A 19,184-nucleotide genomic window follows, 5' to 3' on the forward strand; every position below is an offset into this window, starting at 1 on the left:
ACTTTCTAGCTATTCTTCCGTTCCAGGAGTTTTAATGGAATGTCAAAAGTGACAATGGTCCCTTCATCCGGAACGCTGCTGATATCAAAACGGACCTGATCTTCATAATACAATTCTAATCGGCGGTACACGTTGCGGATTCCGATATTCGTTCCCGAAGACGCTTCATTTTGAACATTACCTAATAATTCTTGCAGCTTCTCTGGCTCTATCCCTTTACCGTTATCAGAGACGGTAACTTTTAAGCGTCCCTCCTCCACTAACGTCTTCACTTTTATCACACCAAGTCCCTCTATGGCCTGTAGACCATGTTTGCAGGAATTCTCAACGAGCGGCTGCATGCTTAGCTTGGGAATCTTATATTGAAGCGACTGCTCATCGATCTCAAATTGATAATCAAATTTATCCCGGAACCGGAATTTTTCAATTTTTAAATACATCTCGATGAAAGTCATTTCTTCTTCCAGAGTGACGAGATCTTCTTTCCAGCTCAGCAGCCGTCTAAGTAATTTGGATAAACTCTTAATAATATCTGTAACATCCGAATAATTATTTTTAGTACAGACCACCAAAATGGCATTTAACGTATTAAACAGAAAATGCGGATTCATCTGGCTTTGCAGAAAATTCAGTTCAGCTCTTACTCTTTCCATCTCCAGATTATTTTTTTGAATCTCCAGTTTATATACATCATTGATCAAGGAATTAATGGTAGTGGTCATCCTGTTAAAATTACGGATCAGTCCCCCGATCTCATCCTGGCCTTCATCGATTCGAATCAGCTCAAATTTCTCATTGGATACTTTCTGCATATGTCTGGATAACCGTTTCACCCGATAATTATAGGATCTTAACATCACATATAAAAAAGCGGTGGTGATTAGCGTGACAATGGACGCCAGAATCCCTGCATAAATCCGAATCTCCATTATCGCTTGGGTAATACGCTCACCTTGTGTAATTCCTATTATCCGCCAGCCCTTTATATAACTAGCTCCGCCGACGGGTACAATATGAACGTCCTCCTTGCGCTCATCATCCTGCAGCTTGAACACGGGATAAGGTTCCGCGGTGCCTCTTTGATAGCCGCTTTGTGCAGACATAATAATCTCGTCCTGCTCGTTAACTAAATAAAGACTCAAGTAATCTTTTTCTCTGATAATCACGTCATATATTTTACTGAGATCCAAATCAATTCTAAGCAGCTTTTCAAACTTATTGTATGAGCTGTAAGCGTCCATTCGCTCAATAACACTCAAATAAGGCGCTGTAGAAATCACACTAGAGGTATCACTCATATGATAAGCGGCAAGAAACAGATGTTTATCCGCAGCCTTCGACTGCTTATACCATTCACTATTCATTACCTTTTCATTGATGACCTGATAGTTGCTGCCGGAAACAATGGAATCATTGTTCGTAAATACAGTAATCCGTTCAATCTGATTATTCACCGGCATATAGCTGTTCATGCGGTCTCTCAGCTGTTCATCAAAAGTGTCATAAAATTCAATAGAGTTCCCATACGTCCGCTCAAGCAATTCATACAGGTTCTTATCGGCAGAAAGCGTATAGCTGACAGCTACCCCACCTTCAATGAAATCATGAATGTCCTTTCGGGCTCTTTCTAAAGATATTTCCAGGTTCTGCTGCTCTCTCGATTTGATCAGATCGGAAATCCGATCCAAAAAAACAAGGTTAATAATAATGATAGGGAGAAGAACACCTATGATATAAATAAGGGAAAATTTATAATTCAAGGGAATATCATTCACTACTTTTCTAAATCTGAATTTTTTTCTCTCCATATGAAACACCTTGCTTCCCCTAGAGCTGTTGGTTCTTATTCTCATTTTTATACACGGATGGTACTACCCCTACAAGCAACTTAAACTTATCTATAAAATAATCAGTGTTAGAGAATCCCACCTGCACCGCTATATCCGATATCTTTAGCTGTGTTCGTTTCAGCAGACTTTTCGCCTCTTCAATCCGTTTGGCATTTAGGTATTCACTAAAGCCCTGACCCGTTTGCTTTCTGAACAGTTGTCCCAAATAGGTAGAATTAATATGAAATTGTTGTGCCAAATCCTGAAGCTTTAATTTATTCCGAAATTCACGATCCACATACTGAATAACCTTGTAAATCGTATTTCGTTCATTCTGCTGCTCTAATTCAGACAGATAGACGGCAGCCCGTTCACACAGACTTTGTACATAACGGCTTAATATAAAATAATCACTAAGCTCACCTAGATTTCCGTATTCTTGCTGAAGCTTAATCATAATCGTATCCGGGTCTCCATTCATTTGAGCTATAATTCTACAGATCGTAAGCTCTAAATGGGCCACTTTTGCTTTTACAACTTCAAGGGTCAGCAGATTCTCGACGAAAGCAGTGAACGCTTCTTTTACACAAGGCTGGATCTGTTCCGTATCATTCGTTTGGACCTTATGCAGCAGCTGTCTGAAATGATCCTCATGAGGTTCTTCCTTTTTCAGGTTTCTAAGCTCACTATAATAAAAGACCCCTCTTTTCTGCTGGTGCGTTTTTCGTTTCCATACCTCAAGTGCCTGCCTATAAATCTCTCGAATAGAGCTCACCCCGACCATTCTGCTGCTAAGTGCTAGAAAGACCAGCTCCTGTGATTGTTCAGTGAGATCTGAATGCATCTGGTTGACGATAGTCTCCAGGCTCTCATTGCCGATAGAAGCAGACTGAAGAATGATCCCCGCTCTTCCCGATCCGTCTTGAAAGAAGCAGAAGTGTTCCTCGGAAAAATAATCACTTATCTGCGGTTGGAATGGATTCGTAGAGGAGGCGGGTTCGATAAGAATACACATTAACTCTGCATCCGCTTGAAGCTTCAAGGTGTTTCGGGTTAGAAGCTCTAAATTTTCGTTATACTCCCCTTGGATCAGGCGGTTGATGATATTATTTACGATAAAAAATTGCTTTTTATCAAACTCCTCATTGGAAGCGATTTCATTTTGGATTATTGGAGTGATCCTGCTTAATAAAGCCTCTATTTCTTCATCATCAATGGGTTTTAATAAATATTCATTTACCCGCTGGCGCAATGCCGTACGTGCATACTTGAAATCATCATATCCAGACAAAATCACAAATTTAGGAGGTTTCTCCATCACCTCATTCAACTTTGTAATAAGCTCAAGACCGTTAATTACAGGCATATTAATATCCGTAAGAACCAGTTCCGGTTTATTCTCCTGGATAAGCCTCATCGCATCCGTGCCGTTTTGAGCTTCACCACAAACTTCATAACCGAATTTTCCCCAGTCGATCATCGTCCTTAGCCCCTCAAGAACCCAGGGTTCATCGTCCACGATCAGAACCTTAAGCATGATGTTCGCTCCAATCTTATTAAGATAAGCCCGCGCTTTACACCAAAATATATAGATCATGCTATCATACTTGGATAATGATGTGAATTCATAAATTTTCCTTCTTTTGTTTAAAACAGTACTTTTTTTACTTGAAAAAACATACTAAAAACAGCGTATCCTAAATTTCAGACACACCTTTACAAGGGCCCATCATTCCATTATTATAGTTTACATCGAGTAAACCTTTACACAGTGTAAACTATATGGGAGGGCTATGATATGAGCAGCTTATCTAAGTCTGCTAGATTTCCACTTTTCATTCTGATGTTGAATCTATTTATCGCTTTATTGGGGCAAGGTATGGTCATTCCCATTCTACCTGAATATCTGAAACTGTTTAATGCGTCAGGGGCTGCCGCCGGATATCTTATTGCGGCTTTTGGAGCAGCACAGTTTATTTTTTCACCTATAGGGGGACAGCTCTCGGATAAATGGGGCCGAAAATCAATGATCATTTCCGGAATGTTTTTAACCGTCCTTTCAGATCTGATATTTGCTGTATCTACGACATTGCCCCTACTTTACATCGCTAGATTTATTGGGGGTATAGGTATCGGAATCATGGTCCCTTCCAATATGGCCTATGTCGCTGATATCACCACCCATGAAACCCGTGCAAAAGGTATGGGGTACTTGGGGGCTTCCATGAATTTGGGTATGGTACTTGGTCCAGGGTTAGGCGGGATTATCGCTGGGTTTGGAATACGGGTGCCTTATTTTTTTGCGGGTGGACTTGGGCTTATCGCTACGATACTTTGTTTTTATATGCCAGAGACACTACCAAAGGAAAAACGGAAATCCGTTAACAAACAGGACCCTCGGGAATCCATTCGTAATCAAATCGTAAATTCATTCCGGACGCCCTATTTCCGCTATCTTCTGCTCATTCTGATCATGACATTTGGTCTGATGAATTATGAAACGGTGTACGCCCTTTTTGTGGAACAAAAATACGGTTTTGATGCAACGAAAATCTCAATCATTATTACGGTTGGTGCTATTATAGGCATTATTGTGCAGATCTGGCTGCTTGATCATCTGATTAAGAGACTTGGCGAGATAAAGCTTATACGTATATCATTGGTGATGACCGCTATAACCTTATTGTTGATGATATTCAAGATCAATTTAGGTTATTTATTAGTTGTATCAGGTTTATTTTTTGCTTTTAATGCTTTTTTGCGCCCCACAGTAAGTACATTGATTGCCAATTCAGCTGGCGATCGGCAAGGATATGCTGCCGGATTAAATACAACGTACACCAGTATAGGAAACATACTTGGACCCATTTTAGCGGGATTGATGTTTGACAAACATATTAATATTCCCTATATTTTTGGGGCAATTATCCTGGCATCTGCCTTTTTCATCACCTTACAAAAACCAAAAAAAGAGCAAGAAAGGAGTGTCGCCCATGACTGAGAACTGGCACCAGAATTTAAAAAACAAAAACCGGGAAGAATTAATTGCTGCGGCGAAGGATCTTTTTATGAAGCAAAGCTTTCTCAAAGTTAATATTAAGGATGTCTGCGACGTGGCTGGTGTAAGCCGGGTTACCTTTTATAAGCATTTCCAGTCCATGAACGAACTGATTTTTGAGGTCCAGATGGAAATTCTGGAGAGCATGACCCAATTTGTTAGAAGCGCACCTTCTTCAATTGAAATGAATGGTAAGCAAATGCTTGCTTCGATGCTTAATGCTTGGATTGATTATGCCCGGCAACACCCAGGTTACATCAAATTCATTCTTCTATTCGATTTGCATTTTGAAGCCTATGATTACAGTAAAGAACTCAAAGAAAAGTACAAAGATTTTGTGATGCGGGGAAAAGAACGACATTTCTTAATGGATGCTCTGGAGGCCGGAGTTAAAGATGGATCGTTAAAATTTGATACAGAACCCTTATCCACTGCTCATTTCATCTTCACGTCTATGATGGGTTTATTACAGAAAATGAGCCTGATTTCCAAAGACGATTTCAACAACGAACTTCAGGATATTCAAATTGCTAACCGATTTGTGGACATGTTAGTTCAGTATTTAAGTACAGAAAGTGATGAATCTCCTGCCTTGAAGTAAGGGGATCCATCACATTCTACGTAATAGAGAGGAGTAGTTTAAATGAAATTATTCTTATTTAAGGAGCGGTTAGACTCATGTTTGATTAACCATTCTTTTCTGGCAAGCCCGCCTCCATAGCCACCCAATTCACCATTGCTGTTTATCACTCGATGACATGGAACCAAGATTGAGAGTTGATTGGTACCATTCGCCCTTGCTACAGCGCGGCAAGCAGAGGGATTATTGATTTTCTCTGCAAGCTCCCTATAAGAAGCTGTCTGTCCCAGAGGTATTTTCCGGAGTTCATTCCACACCTTTTGCTGAAAGTCTGAGCCCAGATAACGAACCGGCGTTGTAAATTCCGTAAGTTCACCTGTGAAATACAGCTTCAATTCCTCCTCAATTTGGTGAAGGACGGCTACCTTTTCAGGTAATATAGTTGCATTTAAGCGAGTGCGTAATCTTTTGATTTCATTTTCAAGACCCTTGCGATCCACAAATTCCAGCAGTAAAAGACTCTCTTCATCGGAGATGGCCAGCATGGAACCCAATATCGTTTCTATCCAAGTACAGTACAGCACTTTAATCTGCTTGGAATGATTCGGGACAGTCCCCATCGTTCGTGAAAAGGCATCCCTAAACCCATTGCTCGAATCGTACCCGCTTTCCAGTTGTGCGTTAATGATTGAATCCCCATTCCTAATATGTTTGAATGCCAGTCCTAAACGTCTAGAACGTGCATATTCGATAAAGGTCATCCCGAATTGTTTCTTAAATTGGCGGCGTGCCGTGTTTGCACTAATAGACAGCTCATCAAAATCTTTATCTGTCCATTTTCGTTCCGGATTGCTCTCAATAGCTTCTACAAGCAGCTTTACTTCAGGAGACATTTTTGTTGGATTGGATAACGGCTGACACCTTTTACATGGTCTATATGATGCTAATAAGGCTTCCTTGGCTGTAGCAAAAAACTCACAATTTTCTTTTAATGGCTTTTTAGCGGGACAAGTTGGCCTACACATGATCCCCGTTGTCTTCACTCCTACAAAAAATACGCCCTCATAATTCGAGTTTTTCTCGACCAGCATCTTATAATATTTATTGATATCCTGCTCATTAGTTATCATAGTATGGTTAGCTCATTTCTAAATAAAGTCCTGAGGCGTCAAGCGTTTGCCGGGCATTTTCCTGAAGATTATGTTGTGCCTGAAAGAAACTACGCGGGCCATAGCTAATACGTTTCACGCCAATTTTTTGCAATTCATGATTTGAAAGCATACCGTCCATAACCATGATATTCACAGGCAGTGGCGATTTTTTGACAAATTGTTCAATCAAGCTTGGATCAGCGAGCCCCGGTATAAAAATCCCATCCGCTCCAGCGTCAGCATAAGCATAGGTACGTTCTATAGCTTGATTCACTAGATCCATCGAATGTTCCTTATCCTTGAAAAAAATATCCGTTCTAGCGTTAATAAACACACGCTTTTGCAGTTTGGAGGCTACTTGTTGTATGGTTTTGATCCTACGGCTTTGTTCGCTGGTCTCCCATAGTTCATTGTTAGGATGATTTACAATCTGATCTTCAAAATTGATACCACAGATGTCTAATTGAAATAACTGCTCCATGTTATGCGCTAAAGTATCCTCATCTATAGCATATCCACCTTCGATGTCTACGGTCAATGGAACCGCTACTCGTTCGGCAATCTTTGAAATCATCCAAAGCATAAGCTCAAATGTAAGCTGTTCACCATCCGAATATCCCCACGCTTCCGCCATGGAATAGCTGCTAGTTGCTACCGCCTTTGATCCAGCTTGCTCTATTGCTTTAGCTGAGGCTACATCCCAGCAGTTGTACAGGATCAGTGGATTTTTTTGATCATGCAGCGTTTTAAAATAGTCATAGTTTTTACTGTTCATAAGTGGTCATCTCCATTTAGTTAAGAATAGAACCACTATATATTAGACATCCATTATCGATACCAGAAAAATTAACACCAATCTTTTTTTCCACAAAAAAAACACCGATAGATAATCTAATCCTCTCAGGATCAGATCATACCATCGATGTCAGTTTGCCGATTAAAGTTCTACCTTACGGAGTGATTGTTTTGGTGATGGTTTGGATGACTTATTCCCTGTCCCCATCGGTAGGATTTGTGGAGCTGCGATCCCGATCAGAACTACGATAATCCCGATCCAGCGAAGTAATGATACCTCTTCTTGCAGAACTAACACGGAGGCTACTACAGCTGCCGGTAACTCCGCTGCCCCTAAAATCGCGCCTAGACCTGAACCCAGCTTCGGAACCCCGATCGAAAAGAACAGAACTGGAATTACGATGCCCAACAAACCTAGAGGTAGGCCGTATTTCCAAAGCCCATCGGTAATCGCACCGTCATATAAAAACGAAGGAGAAAAAACAGTCATAATAATAACCATTGCACTAGTGGTCATATACAAGCTTTTATTAACGGCAGGTACCTGCGTAGCTACTCTTCCACTCACAAAAATATAGAAGGCAAACGACACGGCTGACATTAAGCCAAAAACCACACCAGTGGTCGTGATTCCACCTACACTCGGCTCAAGGATGCCCCCCGCTAATACCGTACCAATTAGAAGGATAACCATCGAAATCACTTTTTCCCGACTAGGAAGTTTTCGATCTACAACCGCCTCCAGAATTACACCGATCCAAGTAAATTGGAATAACAGTACAATCGCAATCGAAGCAGGCAATTGTTCAACGGCGAAGCCATAAAATATGCCAGTTAAACTGATAGTGATCCCAGCGGCTAATAATTTCCCGCCTGTTTTTAGCCCTAATTTCTTTCGAGAAAATAATAAGACCAGCAAGAGCAGCATACACCATCCAAAAAAGTATTGTGATCCTACCAATTGTTTCATTCTAAAGCCATCGTTCATTCCAAGCTTGACGATCGTAGAGAGTGAGCCATAACTACAAGCACCTAAAAAAACTAGTAAAGCATATTTGAATAACTTCATATTCATCGTAAACCTCTTCCCTTTCTCTTGAGCAAGCTCATTAACATAATAAAGCCCCTTGTCATCGAAATGACAAGGGGCGATTGAAACCAAAGAATACATCTTTGACAAAATTCCGCCACTCCATCCACTGGATAGAGTTTGGTTTATTTACTTATAACAACTCCAATCATAATATGATAAATCACACAGGGTGTCAACTTGAAATTTAAGGATTTAGCTGGAACAATCGATAGACAATAACAGCTGCCTGAGCACGAGTTGTATTGGCTTTAGGTGCAAAGTTATCTTTGCCTACACCTTGAATAATCTTTGCTCCGCTCATGAATTGTACAGCCTCACGAGCGTAGGATGAAACGTCAGCGGCATCATTGAAACTCACTGGCTGGTCCACTCCCACGACCGTAAGTTTGGCGAGTTGTGCTGCACGATAAGCCATCAACGCCATTTCCTCACGGCTAATTGTTTCATTAGCACCGAAGGTTCCATCAGATCTGCCCTGAATAATTCCTAGCTTCTGAGCAGCAGCAACGGAGCTGTAGTACCAAGCATCCAGCGAAATATCCTTAAATGTACTTGCCGCACTACCTTCCTCCAGCTCTAGTGCAAGCATCAGCATCTTCAGGAACTGCGCCCGAGTTACATTCAGCTGTGGCCCGAAGTTATGATCTCCGGTGCCATTCAGAATATCTCTGGCGGCAAGGGCTTGAATGCTATTTTGTGCCCACCCTAGTCCAGCGATATCCTTAAAGGAATTTTCCGCATATCCTACTGCGAATCTGCTGGAATTGTCTGGTCTGAAGATGATCTTGCCAGTTGTCGGATTAAACTGGGAGTTTCTAACCACCTCTACAGTCCCGTCTTCACGGATTTGGTAGGCTACTATTTGTTCTACACCTGAAGTTGTCTTTGGTTTGTAATCCCGTTCAACCTTCAGTCCACGCCCAAAGCTGTCAAACTGTTTGCCATCAACAAAGAACTTAAACTCATAAATATCCCCGACATCCGTCTGAAGCGACAGTGTCTTCGCGTCAACTTTGCCAACTACAAGCTTAACGCTTGCGGCGTCAGATCCTGCCATCGCAAGAAGCAGGTCAGCATTTATTCGGAACGTAGACAATCCCATGTCTATTTCCAAAAGTTGAATTGCTTTTGCTCCCGCTCCAGCCAACTCACGAGCTGGCAAGGTCAGTTCAACCACCGAGCTGGCAGAGGATGGCTTCACTGTGATTCTCAATACTCCATTCTGCATTGAGCCAATTGCTTGTTGCAGAATCGTCGAGGATACCTCTGCAATAGCTTTACCATTCACATCCGCTGTCACGGAAAGAGTAACTCCATCTGCGTTCACAGTTGGTTCCGGTTGTTTCACTGGTTTGACTGTCGTTGAAGATGAAGTACCGCCCGATTCTGAAACCTGCGATTCTGCCTTAATCTCAATGGACATCGTACCTACAACACCGGAGTCATCTTTAGCTGTCGCTCTCACCGTTACTTTGCCTGCTGCAATTGCAGTGAGCAAGCCGGTATCCGTAATAGTTGCTCGCTCAGTAGCTGATCCATCCTCATTCACTACTGACCAGGTCACTGCTGGATCGGATGCATGGTCCGGCAGGATTACAGCTGCCATTTGCAGGGTTTGCCCTGACTTGATTTCGCTCACATTATCTTTGGAGGAGACTTTTATCTCCATGACGGATATAGGAATGACATGAACAACCGATTGTGCCTCATGCAGGATGTCAAAATCAACATCTGTGTTGGATCCTCGGAAAGAAATAAATCCAAGCGGCACGGCGATTTCACGATTTGTCTTCTTCGCTTTGAAGATGATTTCTAAGAATTCCGCATCATCGGTCAGGATATTTCCTGCCTCCGTTCCAGCTACACTAACTGTTATTAGACCTGGACTGTCCTCATTAATATGAGTGATGCTGAATCCGTCTGGCAAGGTCTGAGCGGATATGAATTCCACACCAGATACGTCATATGCCATGGTAAAGTCTACAGCATACACTTCCTTGTAGACGGAGGTAGTAACATTTGTAAGCCCTACACGGTAAGTGAAATCCTGTCCTGCCACCACTGTGACCGGTCCGTTCAGCGTTGCAGCGGGCAGATTACGGGCAATCTCATCTTGTCCGCTGATATTAATCTCTAGGCTTCCGGATACTCCACTTCCATCTAGAGCTCGCGCAGTTACTTGTACGCTACCGTTCTTTCTAGCTGTCAGCAAGCCCTTCTCATTAATAACCGCTTTATCCGTAGAGGTTATCCCATCTGCTTCAGTTACCGTCCAGATAACTTTAGGATTCGTCGCATTCTCTGGAAGCACAGAGGCTTGCAGCTGCAAGGCACCGCCCTTCGACTCAATGCTGCTAATTCCATCTTTACCCGTTACAGTAATTGAAGAGACTTGTACCGCAGGTATCTGCTCTTGATCCACTAAGATCTTGGATTGCTGTGGATTCCAGCCATCACTTCCACCAAGCACAGCTTCAATCGTATAGGCAGCTGCCTCTTCTGCTGTTAATTGTTTGGACCAGCTGTAACGTGAAGCTGCATTAGCCCCCTCTCCGTAACTTAAAAACTCAGAGAACCGTGCAGTTTTGGAACGACCTTCATACCATTCATGCCAGCCAGTAGCACGAATATGAGCTCCCATCTCCGTGTTAATGAAGGTAGAGCTGCCATATTCTCTCCATGGCCGGCCCAAATCAACGGTTCCAGCAGCAACGCCCTCACTGGCAGTTAGTCGATTATTGATGAACACATAACCAGGCTTACCCGTTGCCGTGGAAGGCGCAGTAACATAACCAGCACCCGCACTTTGAATCACATTATTCTCGAATACAGCAGCGGAATTACCAAAGATAAAGTCCACTGTACCTTCAATATGGCTGTCGACGAAATAAGCTCTTCCCTTGTCTGCGAACAGGGTATCCTGATATCCAAGAAGTTTAACATTTCTGTACACTCCCCGGTCTCCTTCAGCATATAAAGCGACTGCCTGACCGGCATCCCGCCCAGCACTGTTCTCAACCGTCATGTTCTCCAGTGTGAAATCAGTTGCCGCAACCTTTAATGTATAGCTACCGCTGGTGCCCATTTCTTTACCATCTGAGCCAATGGTTTTCGCGGAGTCACCGTTAATAAGTACGGTACCTTCCCGGCTCTCACCGATGATACTAATATTCATCTTACTAGAAGGTACAAGCACCTTCTCCTTATACGTGCCGTTCTTCACTTTAATAATCGTGGTTAGGGCACTATTATCAGGTGCTGCTTGAATAGCGTCATTAATCGTTTTATAATCTCCTGTCCCATTCTGAGCAACAATAATGACAGGAGCTGGAATTCCCTTGACCACCTCGGATGGAACACTGGCACCCTTATCACCGATGGCGATTACCGCATATTGATAGGCAGTCCCGTTGCTCAAGCCTTTATCGGTATAATCTGTTGCTTCGATGCCGTCGGCCACGACCGCATAGCTGCCACCGCTCTCCGAGCGTAGAATTTGATAGCTGCTAGCTCCATCAGCTACATTCCAAGTCAGATGGATATCAGTGTTGCCAGGCTCAACGCTAACTCCTTGTGGAGCCTGCGGCTGGCCGGAATTCTTGTATGGAACCGCTGGGGTAGCAGCTGAATCTAGACTACTACGGGTACCGCTTATTGCTTTGACTTTGTAATAATACGGTGTTCCGTTTACGAGCCCAGCATCAGTAAAGCTTGTGTCTGATAAATCAGACCCGAGCACTTCATAAGGACCATTCGCCGATGAGGCACGTTTGACAATGTACTGGCTCGCCTCCTCAATCGCTGGCCAGCTTAGTTTCATTACACTGTCACCAGCTTCCGTGGAAACGACAGGTGTTCCCAAAGGAGATTCCGGAGTAGCTTCAACAGGCGCTGATTCTTTTCCCTCCCCGGCCACATTTGTTGCAGCTACGACGTAACGGTAGGTTTGCCCGTTGGCCAAACCTCCGACGCGGTAAGTTGTGCCGGTGATTTCTTTTGCCACGAGTTCATAGCTACCTGAAGTCTCATTCCACTTCTTGATGCTGTAGCTGGCTGCATTCTCCACAGCTTTCCAACTGAGATCCAGTTGTGCATTCCGACTTACAGCCGCAAACGATTCTGGCGCAGGCAATTTCACCGCCAAAGCGGATGGGGTAATACTAATTTCATTGGAATTTCCCGATTCACCAGTGGGCGCCGTCGCCGAGATAACATAATAATAGGTAGTTTCGTTGGTAACTTCATTATCAATATATGATGTCTCTGTAATAGCATTGGCAATAGTCTCATAAGGCCCCCCGCTCTTAAGACTTCTCTTAACATTGTAGGAAGTTGCGCCTTCAAGAGCAGGCCATGATAGCTGGGCTGCTTGGTTTCCTGGAAGCCCAGTCAGTCCAAGCGGTGTTTCAATGGGCTCAACATAGATCTTTAAATTGTCTAAGTAATAATTTCCTGAGCCGCCGCCCGGTGTCTTGGACAAGATACGCCCAATGCCGTAGCTGGCGAAATTCGTGGTTGTGAACGGAAAAGAGCCAGCAGGCTGATCATCGATATATACATCCACTTTATCGTTGTTCACATCCACCTTTAGCTTCAGGTTGTACCATTGTTTTAGGGAATAAGAGCTCATCAGTTGATGATACTGGCTGCTCCCCCTGCTCATGGTTAGCGTATATTTACCTGTAGCTTCAGGAAGCGTTGGCTTTCTGCTCTCAATGGAGAATGCCGTTTTGCTTCCATCTGTACTCTGGGCCTGCAGGAACACCGAGGTTCCCGATTCTGTCGCAAACATAAAGTCAGTGTCAATAACCAGTGCACCTGTAATTGGCGCAAATTTACGGATAAACTGCACGCTGCCGTTCGCACCATCGAACACATTCAACACTTGATCTGACGTATTCCCTTTACTGTCAGACGGTGTGGGAGATACAATAACCTTTTGAATTTCAGTCTGTGGATTTGGAGTTACATCATAATACTCTGGTGTCACACCTACGGCAACCTGCTCGAAGTCTTCATCCACATAATAGACATTACCTGCTTCACCTTCAGCTGTAGCGCTGGCCTCATCGGAATCAAAGCTTTCACCAAGCTCATTCACCGCGCTGACCACGTAATAATAAGTTTTTCCGGAGCTGAGTCCGGAATCAGTATACAAGCTATCTTTAATTTCAGTATTAATCGTTTTGTAGGGACCGCCGGAAACCTCGCTACGTTTAACACTATACGACTTGGCAGAAGCAACGTCCTCCCAATTCAACTTCACTTTCTCTTCACCGGCTGTGGCTGTAAGTCCACGGGGTGCAGCAGGAAACTGATCACTAAGCGGTTTCAGCTCCACCTCACTGAAGACAGACGCATTATAACGATTAACCTCGTTATCTACCTTAGCAGCATCGGCTGCAAGACCAAAATAAACCGTATCATTCAGGTCAAGCTTCACCGTGCCTACCTTGCTCCATGTTACTTTATCCGGCGATACCAGACCTGTCACTTCGTTACCAAGACGAACCAGCTTCACCCAATAAGGTGTATTGATGAAACTGTCCGGTTCTGTTTTTACCACCTTGGCTCCTGTGGTGGAGCGGGTAATCATAACTCCCTTCTTGCCATATTTGACATAAGGGATTGCCAGCATCGTCATTTTAGAATTGTCATTGAGATTATCACGAATCATGACACCTGCTTTGGCATAATCATCAGTTCCCGTTACGGAGTCGATTCTAGCAATAATTTCACCATTGCCTGTCAGGGTTTGATAAGCAAACTGAAAGTTATCAACAGCAGTTTCGCTCTCCGATGTAGCTCCGATAAGTCCAGCCGATTTGAGCGTAATTTTCCCGCTATCTGGATGAAGTGTAGTCACTCCCGCTATCCCTGGACCACCAACATCCACTGAAGTCCACGGAAGAACGGATCCAGAGGTGTTGACATGTATAGCTACGTTATCGGATTGTGTCTTAAGCCCTTTATTGTCTATAGCCTGAACAACAAGATAATAGGTACCATCCTGCACATTGTTCCAATTGAAACTATAAGGTGCTGTGGTAGCTTCGTCTTGCTTCACACCATTAACGATAAATTCCACCTTAGCAATACCATCGCTATCACTGGCAGAAGCTGTAACATTCACCTCGCTGCCTGACTCTATGATTTGGTTATTCACAGGATAATTGATAGCGGTTACAGGATTGTCCGTATGCTCATTCCCTGATTTCCCTAACACAATGAGATCATTCAAATACACTTCTAAATTTGTATATCCCTCCGAAGATAACGTCGACTTCTTGCCATCCTCAGGATCGGTAGGATCTAGTCCATTAGCAATCTCCCAGCTATCATCCATACCGTCATGATCCATGTCGATTACATTGGAAGCTGTCTCTGTATAGTCTGGGTAACCGCCTATTTCAATAGGTGAATTAATATGCTGTCCAGTGCGATTCTTCACATCATTAATGACACGCGCATCGTAAGCATCACGTCTTGGCAAAGTGGCACCAGCATCAGCCATTACATTTGCGTAGGCTTCCTCCGCCGACACTGCCGTATATGGGTTAGGCATCTTTGCCGGCTCCGCAAGCTTAGAGATATTCGAATACTTTTGCACACCCTTCCAGTTGTCTTCGGTAACCTTCGGATTACCATCCATGATGTTCCCATCTATAAACAACCGGGTTTCTGGAGACACTTCCCCAAACAATTGATTTTTTACACTGGTGTAGGTGTTTGGACCATTTTTATAATAATTGTTAGTGATATTATATCGATAATCTTCTGCTCCCCCACCATAGGTCGAAGCGAATCCCCAGTTATAGATAACGTTATTAGACATTTCCGTCAGGTCCACCAATTTGGTCACCGTCGGCAAACGGGGGTTGCGGCTGGTGCTATGAGCAATCAGATTGTGAAGGAAACTGGCATTTTTCCCACCCCAGATTCCTCCGTAGCCGTGACGTCCCTTCTGGTGAGTCGTCATCAGCATACTTTCAGCGGATATCGACCATTGTACGGTAGTATTCTCGTTGTCATACAGACTGACCACTTCATCCACCGACCAGCTGAATGAGCTATGATCGATAATGAGATCCTTATGGTACCTTGATCCAAAAGCATCATCTTCACTAGCTACCCGGTCGCCTAACCGGAAACGCATATAGCGCATAATAATATTGTCAGCTTCAACAGAGGTTGTGTAGTCGGCAATTGTAATTCCGTCACCTGGAGCCGTTTGCCCGGCAATCGTCAGATTTGAGCCGGTAATCTTGAGGGATTCCTTCAGATGGATGGTTCCCCCCACTCGAAAAACAATGGTCCGATTACTTTGACTTACCGCATCGCGGAAGGAGCCGGGGATCGGAGTTTCCTTGATACCATAATCAGCCAACGTCGTCACTTCATACACAGGTTGAGCTCTTCCGCCGGTTACATATTTGCCGCCACCTTCCGCACCCGGAAAGGCAGGAAGCGCTTCCAAAGAAGCGGCCTCGACACCACCAAATGGCATACATGTTGCAAGAAGACTCGCGACCAGCGCCCCAGATAACCATTTTTTCTTCATACAAGACCTCCTAATATCTATTGGAATAAGAAGGGGGCCCTGTCCTCAGAGCAACCCCTTCCTTAGTAAAGCCGTGTGTATTATTCCTTGCCCTGATAACGGAAATATGCGAAATCAGCACTGCTGCCACCGAACTGCTGCATATCATGCGCCGCAATGCCAACAAAGTTCCCAGTGAAGCCTCCCGATAAAAAGCTGATATTCTGCGGATCGCCAAGTGGCTTCCACTCCGTATCGTCACCCTTAAGATAAACAAATTGCCCAGTCACTTCCTGCACCTCAACCGCGATCCGCAGTGTCTCCCCTGCATTTAGTTCAATCATTACAGGCTCCGCAGTGAATTCATCCCGCTGACAGCGCATTAACCGCAGCACCTTGCCACGTCCTTCTTCATGGCTGATATACGCATAAAGATAGTTATCTTCATTCAGGTATAACAGTAGTCCTGCCATCTGCAGATAAGTATTCGGTTCATATTCAAGCGCTGTTTCGGCGCGGAAGCTTATATCCGTCTGGCGAATAGCCAGAATATGATGCTCAAACAGACTCTGCACGGATTCCCCGGCCCTGATTCTTAACCAGCCCGGTCTTTCAGCAAGGGAACACCAGCTTTCATTCCTAGGAATCCGCAGTGTATTCCAGTTCTTTTTCAATTCCGGGCCGTTAAAATCATCCTCGAATTCAAGCGTCCGCACTTGTTTCAGGACCTTCGTTCCTTTAGGTGCTGGTACCTTGAGCTGTGGCGCATTTCCGCCTGAGGTTAGTCTTAACCAGCCCTCCTCATTCCAGTGCACCTGCTGAACGGCAGTCTCTCTCCCCAGTATGGCGTATTCGCCTTCCAGGGGTCGGGTACACAAATGGGCCATATACCATTCACCTTCTGGTGTCTCTACCAGACTTCCATGGCCGGCACATTGAAGCGGCAGCTCGGGATTATCCCGTGAGGTCAACATCGGATTGAGCGGATCCACCTCATACGGTCCAAGTAGCGCCTTGGAGCGCGCTACGGTTACGGCATGCCCCGATCCAGTGCCGCCTTCTGCCGTAATTAAGTAGTAATAACCTCCCCGCTTGTAAATATGCGGCGCTTCCGTCTTCTTCAGCGGCGTGCAATCAAAGATTTTCACAGGTTCACCTATTAATTGGCATTGCTCTGGATCGTACTCCTGAATTACAATTCCGCAGGACTTGTTGCCTTCCGTAATCCGGTAATCCCACAGCTCATTCAGCAGCCATTTGCGCCCATCCTCATCATGGTACAGAGATGGATCAAACCCGCTGCTATTCAGGTATACCGGGTCAGACCAAGGTCCCTCAATATCCCCCGCAGTAATCAGATAGTTATGACAATCTTTAAAAGGCCTTTTAGTGCTCTTAACATCGGTATAAATCAGATAAAACAAACCGTCATAATAGCTAAGCTGTGGAGCCCAGATACTGCAATTTTTCGGATTTCCCCGCAGATCCACCTGATGAGTCAGAATATCTGTGCAATGCTCCCAGTCTGCTAAGTCCGCTGATTGATACACCCTTACACCGGGCAGCCATTCAAAAGAAGAAACAGCAATATAATACATCTCCCCCGCTCTTACAATACAAGGGTCAGGATTGAAGCCTTTTAATATGGGATTGTGAATAATTCCAGTCTGAATATTATCTGTAATCATCTTCATACTCCTTCCTATTTCCATACATCCGCACCCTTCACCCTAAGCAAATCTGCAGTCTATCCTGTTCAATTATCAGTCTGTCTGCTCACTTAGATCTTCCTGTGACGGGATAACGGTCACCTGCTGTACTAATTCTTCCACTTTACGGGTGTTTCTCGATTGGCAACCGGTGATATCTACCGTTTCTCCATTTTCAATATAAAAAGCCGGTCCCTCATGATTCTCGATCGTCACTTGGCGGAAGCGGATATCTCTTACGTTGCCAAGATAGAACCCACGGTTGTTCATATCCTGGATTCCTGACATCATGGCTGGACGACCAGGGATTGCATTCTCTGCCATGGAAATATCAATATTGGAAAAGGTAATTTCTGAAATGTATTGCTCCGCAAGGCCGTAAAGAAAACCTGCAGCAGCGTGAACATTCCGAGCAGTAATATTAGCAAAATGAATCCGTCGGAAGCAGGGGGTCTCCTCCGTCACCGGATAAGGATTCTTGTCCCATACGTATTTGTCCTTACCACGTGGTCCGCAGAAATAATAAAGATTAAGAATAAACGGACAGATCACGTCCTCCATCACGATATTACTGACACGAATATCTTCGACAACACCTCCGCGCCCGCGTCTGGACTTCAGCCGAATTCCGCGGTCTGTCTGCTTGAACACGCAATTGCTGATCACGATATTACGGATATCTCCGCTCATTTCGCTTCCCAGCACCACACCGCCGTGACCATGAATCATCGTGCAGTTAGTTATCGTGATATTCTCACACGCAACCCGCTCCTTCGTATCCTCCGTCCCTGCTTTAATGGCGATGCAGTCATCACCCACATCGATATTGCAGTTGCTGATGCGGACATTCACACAGGATTCTGGGTCAATGCCGTCTGTATTAGGCGAATCCGCCGGATTATAGATCGACAGATTATCAATCGTAACATCCTGGCAACAAATAGGATTCACAGTCCAGCTTGGGGAGTTTACGAGTGTCAGATCTCTGAGCGTAACTCTACGGCAGTTGTCGAAGCTGATAAGCTTCGGGCGGGGATACAGCAGTGAATCAGGAGAATTCCGATGTTTATCCCACCAAGGTGCGCCCCTTCCATCCAGCTTGCCTGCACCTGTAACCGATACATTCTCTAGATTTATTCCAAAAATACATGAAGCATGGACGTTCTGTTTCACGCCCTCCCAGCGGGAACTCACCACCGGATAATCGTTAGGATCAGAGCTGAAGCTAAGCTCAGCTCCAGGACTAAGCTGTAGCTCAATATTGCTTTTCATGAAGATAGCGCCTGTCTGATAGTGCCCGGAAGGAACATAAACTGTTCCTCCCCCTGCCTCGCTTGCCGCATGAATGGCACGGGCTATCGCTTCCGTTGAAGGCTCTGCACTATTAGGATGTGCTCCGTAGTCATTTATATTGTAGATAGACATGCGC

Annotated in this window: 10 protein-coding genes; 2 read left to right on the top strand and 8 right to left on the bottom strand. The window is 44.4% G+C overall.

The window, feature by feature from the left end:
- Positions 1-5: 5 nt before the first annotated feature.
- Together NSS82_RS30150 and NSS82_RS30155 are read right to left on the bottom strand one after the other, a co-directional pair.
- Entirely contained in the window at positions 6-1,808 is a 1,803-nt protein-coding gene (locus NSS82_RS30150; RefSeq protein ID WP_036685623.1) for a sensor histidine kinase, read from the bottom strand.
- A 19-nt stretch (positions 1,809-1,827) separates the two neighbouring features.
- The gene (locus tag NSS82_RS30155) at positions 1,828-3,366 is read right to left on the bottom strand and encodes a response regulator (RefSeq protein ID WP_076104887.1); all 1,539 of its coding nucleotides are present in this window, start codon (positions 3,364-3,366) and stop codon (positions 1,828-1,830) included.
- 261 nt (positions 3,367-3,627) lie between these two features.
- Between NSS82_RS30155 and NSS82_RS30160 the strand changes: the two genes are divergently transcribed.
- The gene (locus NSS82_RS30160) at positions 3,628-4,830 is read left to right on the top strand and encodes an MFS transporter (RefSeq protein WP_076104886.1); all 1,203 of its coding nucleotides are present in this window, start codon (positions 3,628-3,630) and stop codon (positions 4,828-4,830) included.
- Positions 4,823-5,488 (top strand): TetR/AcrR family transcriptional regulator, encoded by a 666-nt coding sequence (locus NSS82_RS30165; RefSeq protein ID WP_076104885.1) that lies wholly within the window; start codon positions 4,823-4,825, stop codon positions 5,486-5,488. The genes NSS82_RS30160 and NSS82_RS30165 overlap by 8 nt, the downstream gene beginning before the upstream one ends.
- 38 nt (positions 5,489-5,526) lie before the next feature.
- Here NSS82_RS30165 and NSS82_RS30170 read toward each other — a convergent pair whose 3' ends face one another.
- From NSS82_RS30170 to NSS82_RS30195, 6 genes are all read right to left on the bottom strand, one after another.
- A complete protein-coding gene (locus NSS82_RS30170; RefSeq protein WP_076104884.1) occupies positions 5,527-6,597 on the bottom strand; it encodes a bifunctional transcriptional activator/DNA repair enzyme AdaA in 1,071 nt (356 codons plus the stop codon).
- Positions 6,598-6,604: 7 nt separating this feature from the next.
- Positions 6,605-7,393 (bottom strand): isocitrate lyase/PEP mutase family protein, encoded by a 789-nt coding sequence (locus tag NSS82_RS30175; protein WP_076104883.1) that lies wholly within the window; start codon positions 7,391-7,393, stop codon positions 6,605-6,607.
- Between the two features lie 162 nt (positions 7,394-7,555).
- On the bottom strand, positions 7,556-8,482 hold the full coding sequence (locus tag NSS82_RS30180; RefSeq protein ID WP_081386569.1) for an EamA family transporter: 927 nt from the start codon (positions 8,480-8,482) through the stop codon (positions 7,556-7,558).
- A 208-nt stretch (positions 8,483-8,690) separates the two neighbouring features.
- Complete coding sequence (locus tag NSS82_RS30185; RefSeq protein ID WP_076104882.1) at positions 8,691-16,067, bottom strand: pectinesterase family protein; 7,377 nt, start codon at positions 16,065-16,067, stop codon at positions 8,691-8,693.
- A gap of 80 nt (positions 16,068-16,147) precedes the next feature.
- On the bottom strand, positions 16,148-17,734 hold the full coding sequence (locus NSS82_RS30190) for a glycoside hydrolase family 43 protein (protein ID WP_076104881.1): 1,587 nt from the start codon (positions 17,732-17,734) through the stop codon (positions 16,148-16,150).
- Positions 17,735-17,809: 75 nt separating this feature from the next.
- Positions 17,810-19,180, bottom strand: a complete 1,371-nt coding sequence (locus NSS82_RS30195; protein ID WP_076272302.1) for a glycoside hydrolase family 28 protein — start codon at positions 19,178-19,180, stop codon at positions 17,810-17,812.
- Between the last annotated feature and the right edge of the window lie 4 nt (positions 19,181-19,184).

Origin of the sequence: Paenibacillus sp. FSL H7-0735 (assembly GCF_038008505.1) — a bacterium.
GTDB classification, from domain to species: domain Bacteria; phylum Bacillota; class Bacilli; order Paenibacillales; family Paenibacillaceae; genus Paenibacillus_AQ; species Paenibacillus_AQ odorifer.

Bases quoted from the DNA above. Each gene is read 5' to 3' on its own strand.
- NSS82_RS30155 (WP_076104887.1), bottom strand. From the start codon at position 3,366: ATGCTTAAGGTTCTGATCGTGGACGATGAACCCTGGGTTCTTGAGGGG.
- NSS82_RS30160 (WP_076104886.1), top strand. From the start codon at position 3,628: ATGAGCAGCTTATCTAAGTCTGCTAGATTTCCACTTTTCATTCTGATG.
- NSS82_RS30195 (WP_076272302.1), bottom strand. From the start codon at position 19,180: ATGTCTATCTACAATATAAATGACTACGGAGCACATCCTAATAGTGCA.
- NSS82_RS30180 (WP_081386569.1), bottom strand. From the start codon at position 8,482: ATGAAGTTATTCAAATATGCTTTACTAGTTTTTTTAGGTGCTTGTAGT.
- NSS82_RS30150 (WP_036685623.1), bottom strand. From the start codon at position 1,808: ATGGAGAGAAAAAAATTCAGATTTAGAAAAGTAGTGAATGATATTCCC.
- NSS82_RS30165 (WP_076104885.1), top strand. From the start codon at position 4,823: ATGACTGAGAACTGGCACCAGAATTTAAAAAACAAAAACCGGGAAGAA.
- NSS82_RS30185 (WP_076104882.1), bottom strand. From the start codon at position 16,067: ATGAAGAAAAAATGGTTATCTGGGGCGCTGGTCGCGAGTCTTCTTGCA.
- NSS82_RS30170 (WP_076104884.1), bottom strand. From the start codon at position 6,597: ATGATAACTAATGAGCAGGATATCAATAAATATTATAAGATGCTGGTC.
- NSS82_RS30175 (WP_076104883.1), bottom strand. From the start codon at position 7,393: ATGAACAGTAAAAACTATGACTATTTTAAAACGCTGCATGATCAAAAA.
- NSS82_RS30190 (WP_076104881.1), bottom strand. From the start codon at position 17,734: ATGATTACAGATAATATTCAGACTGGAATTATTCACAATCCCATATTA.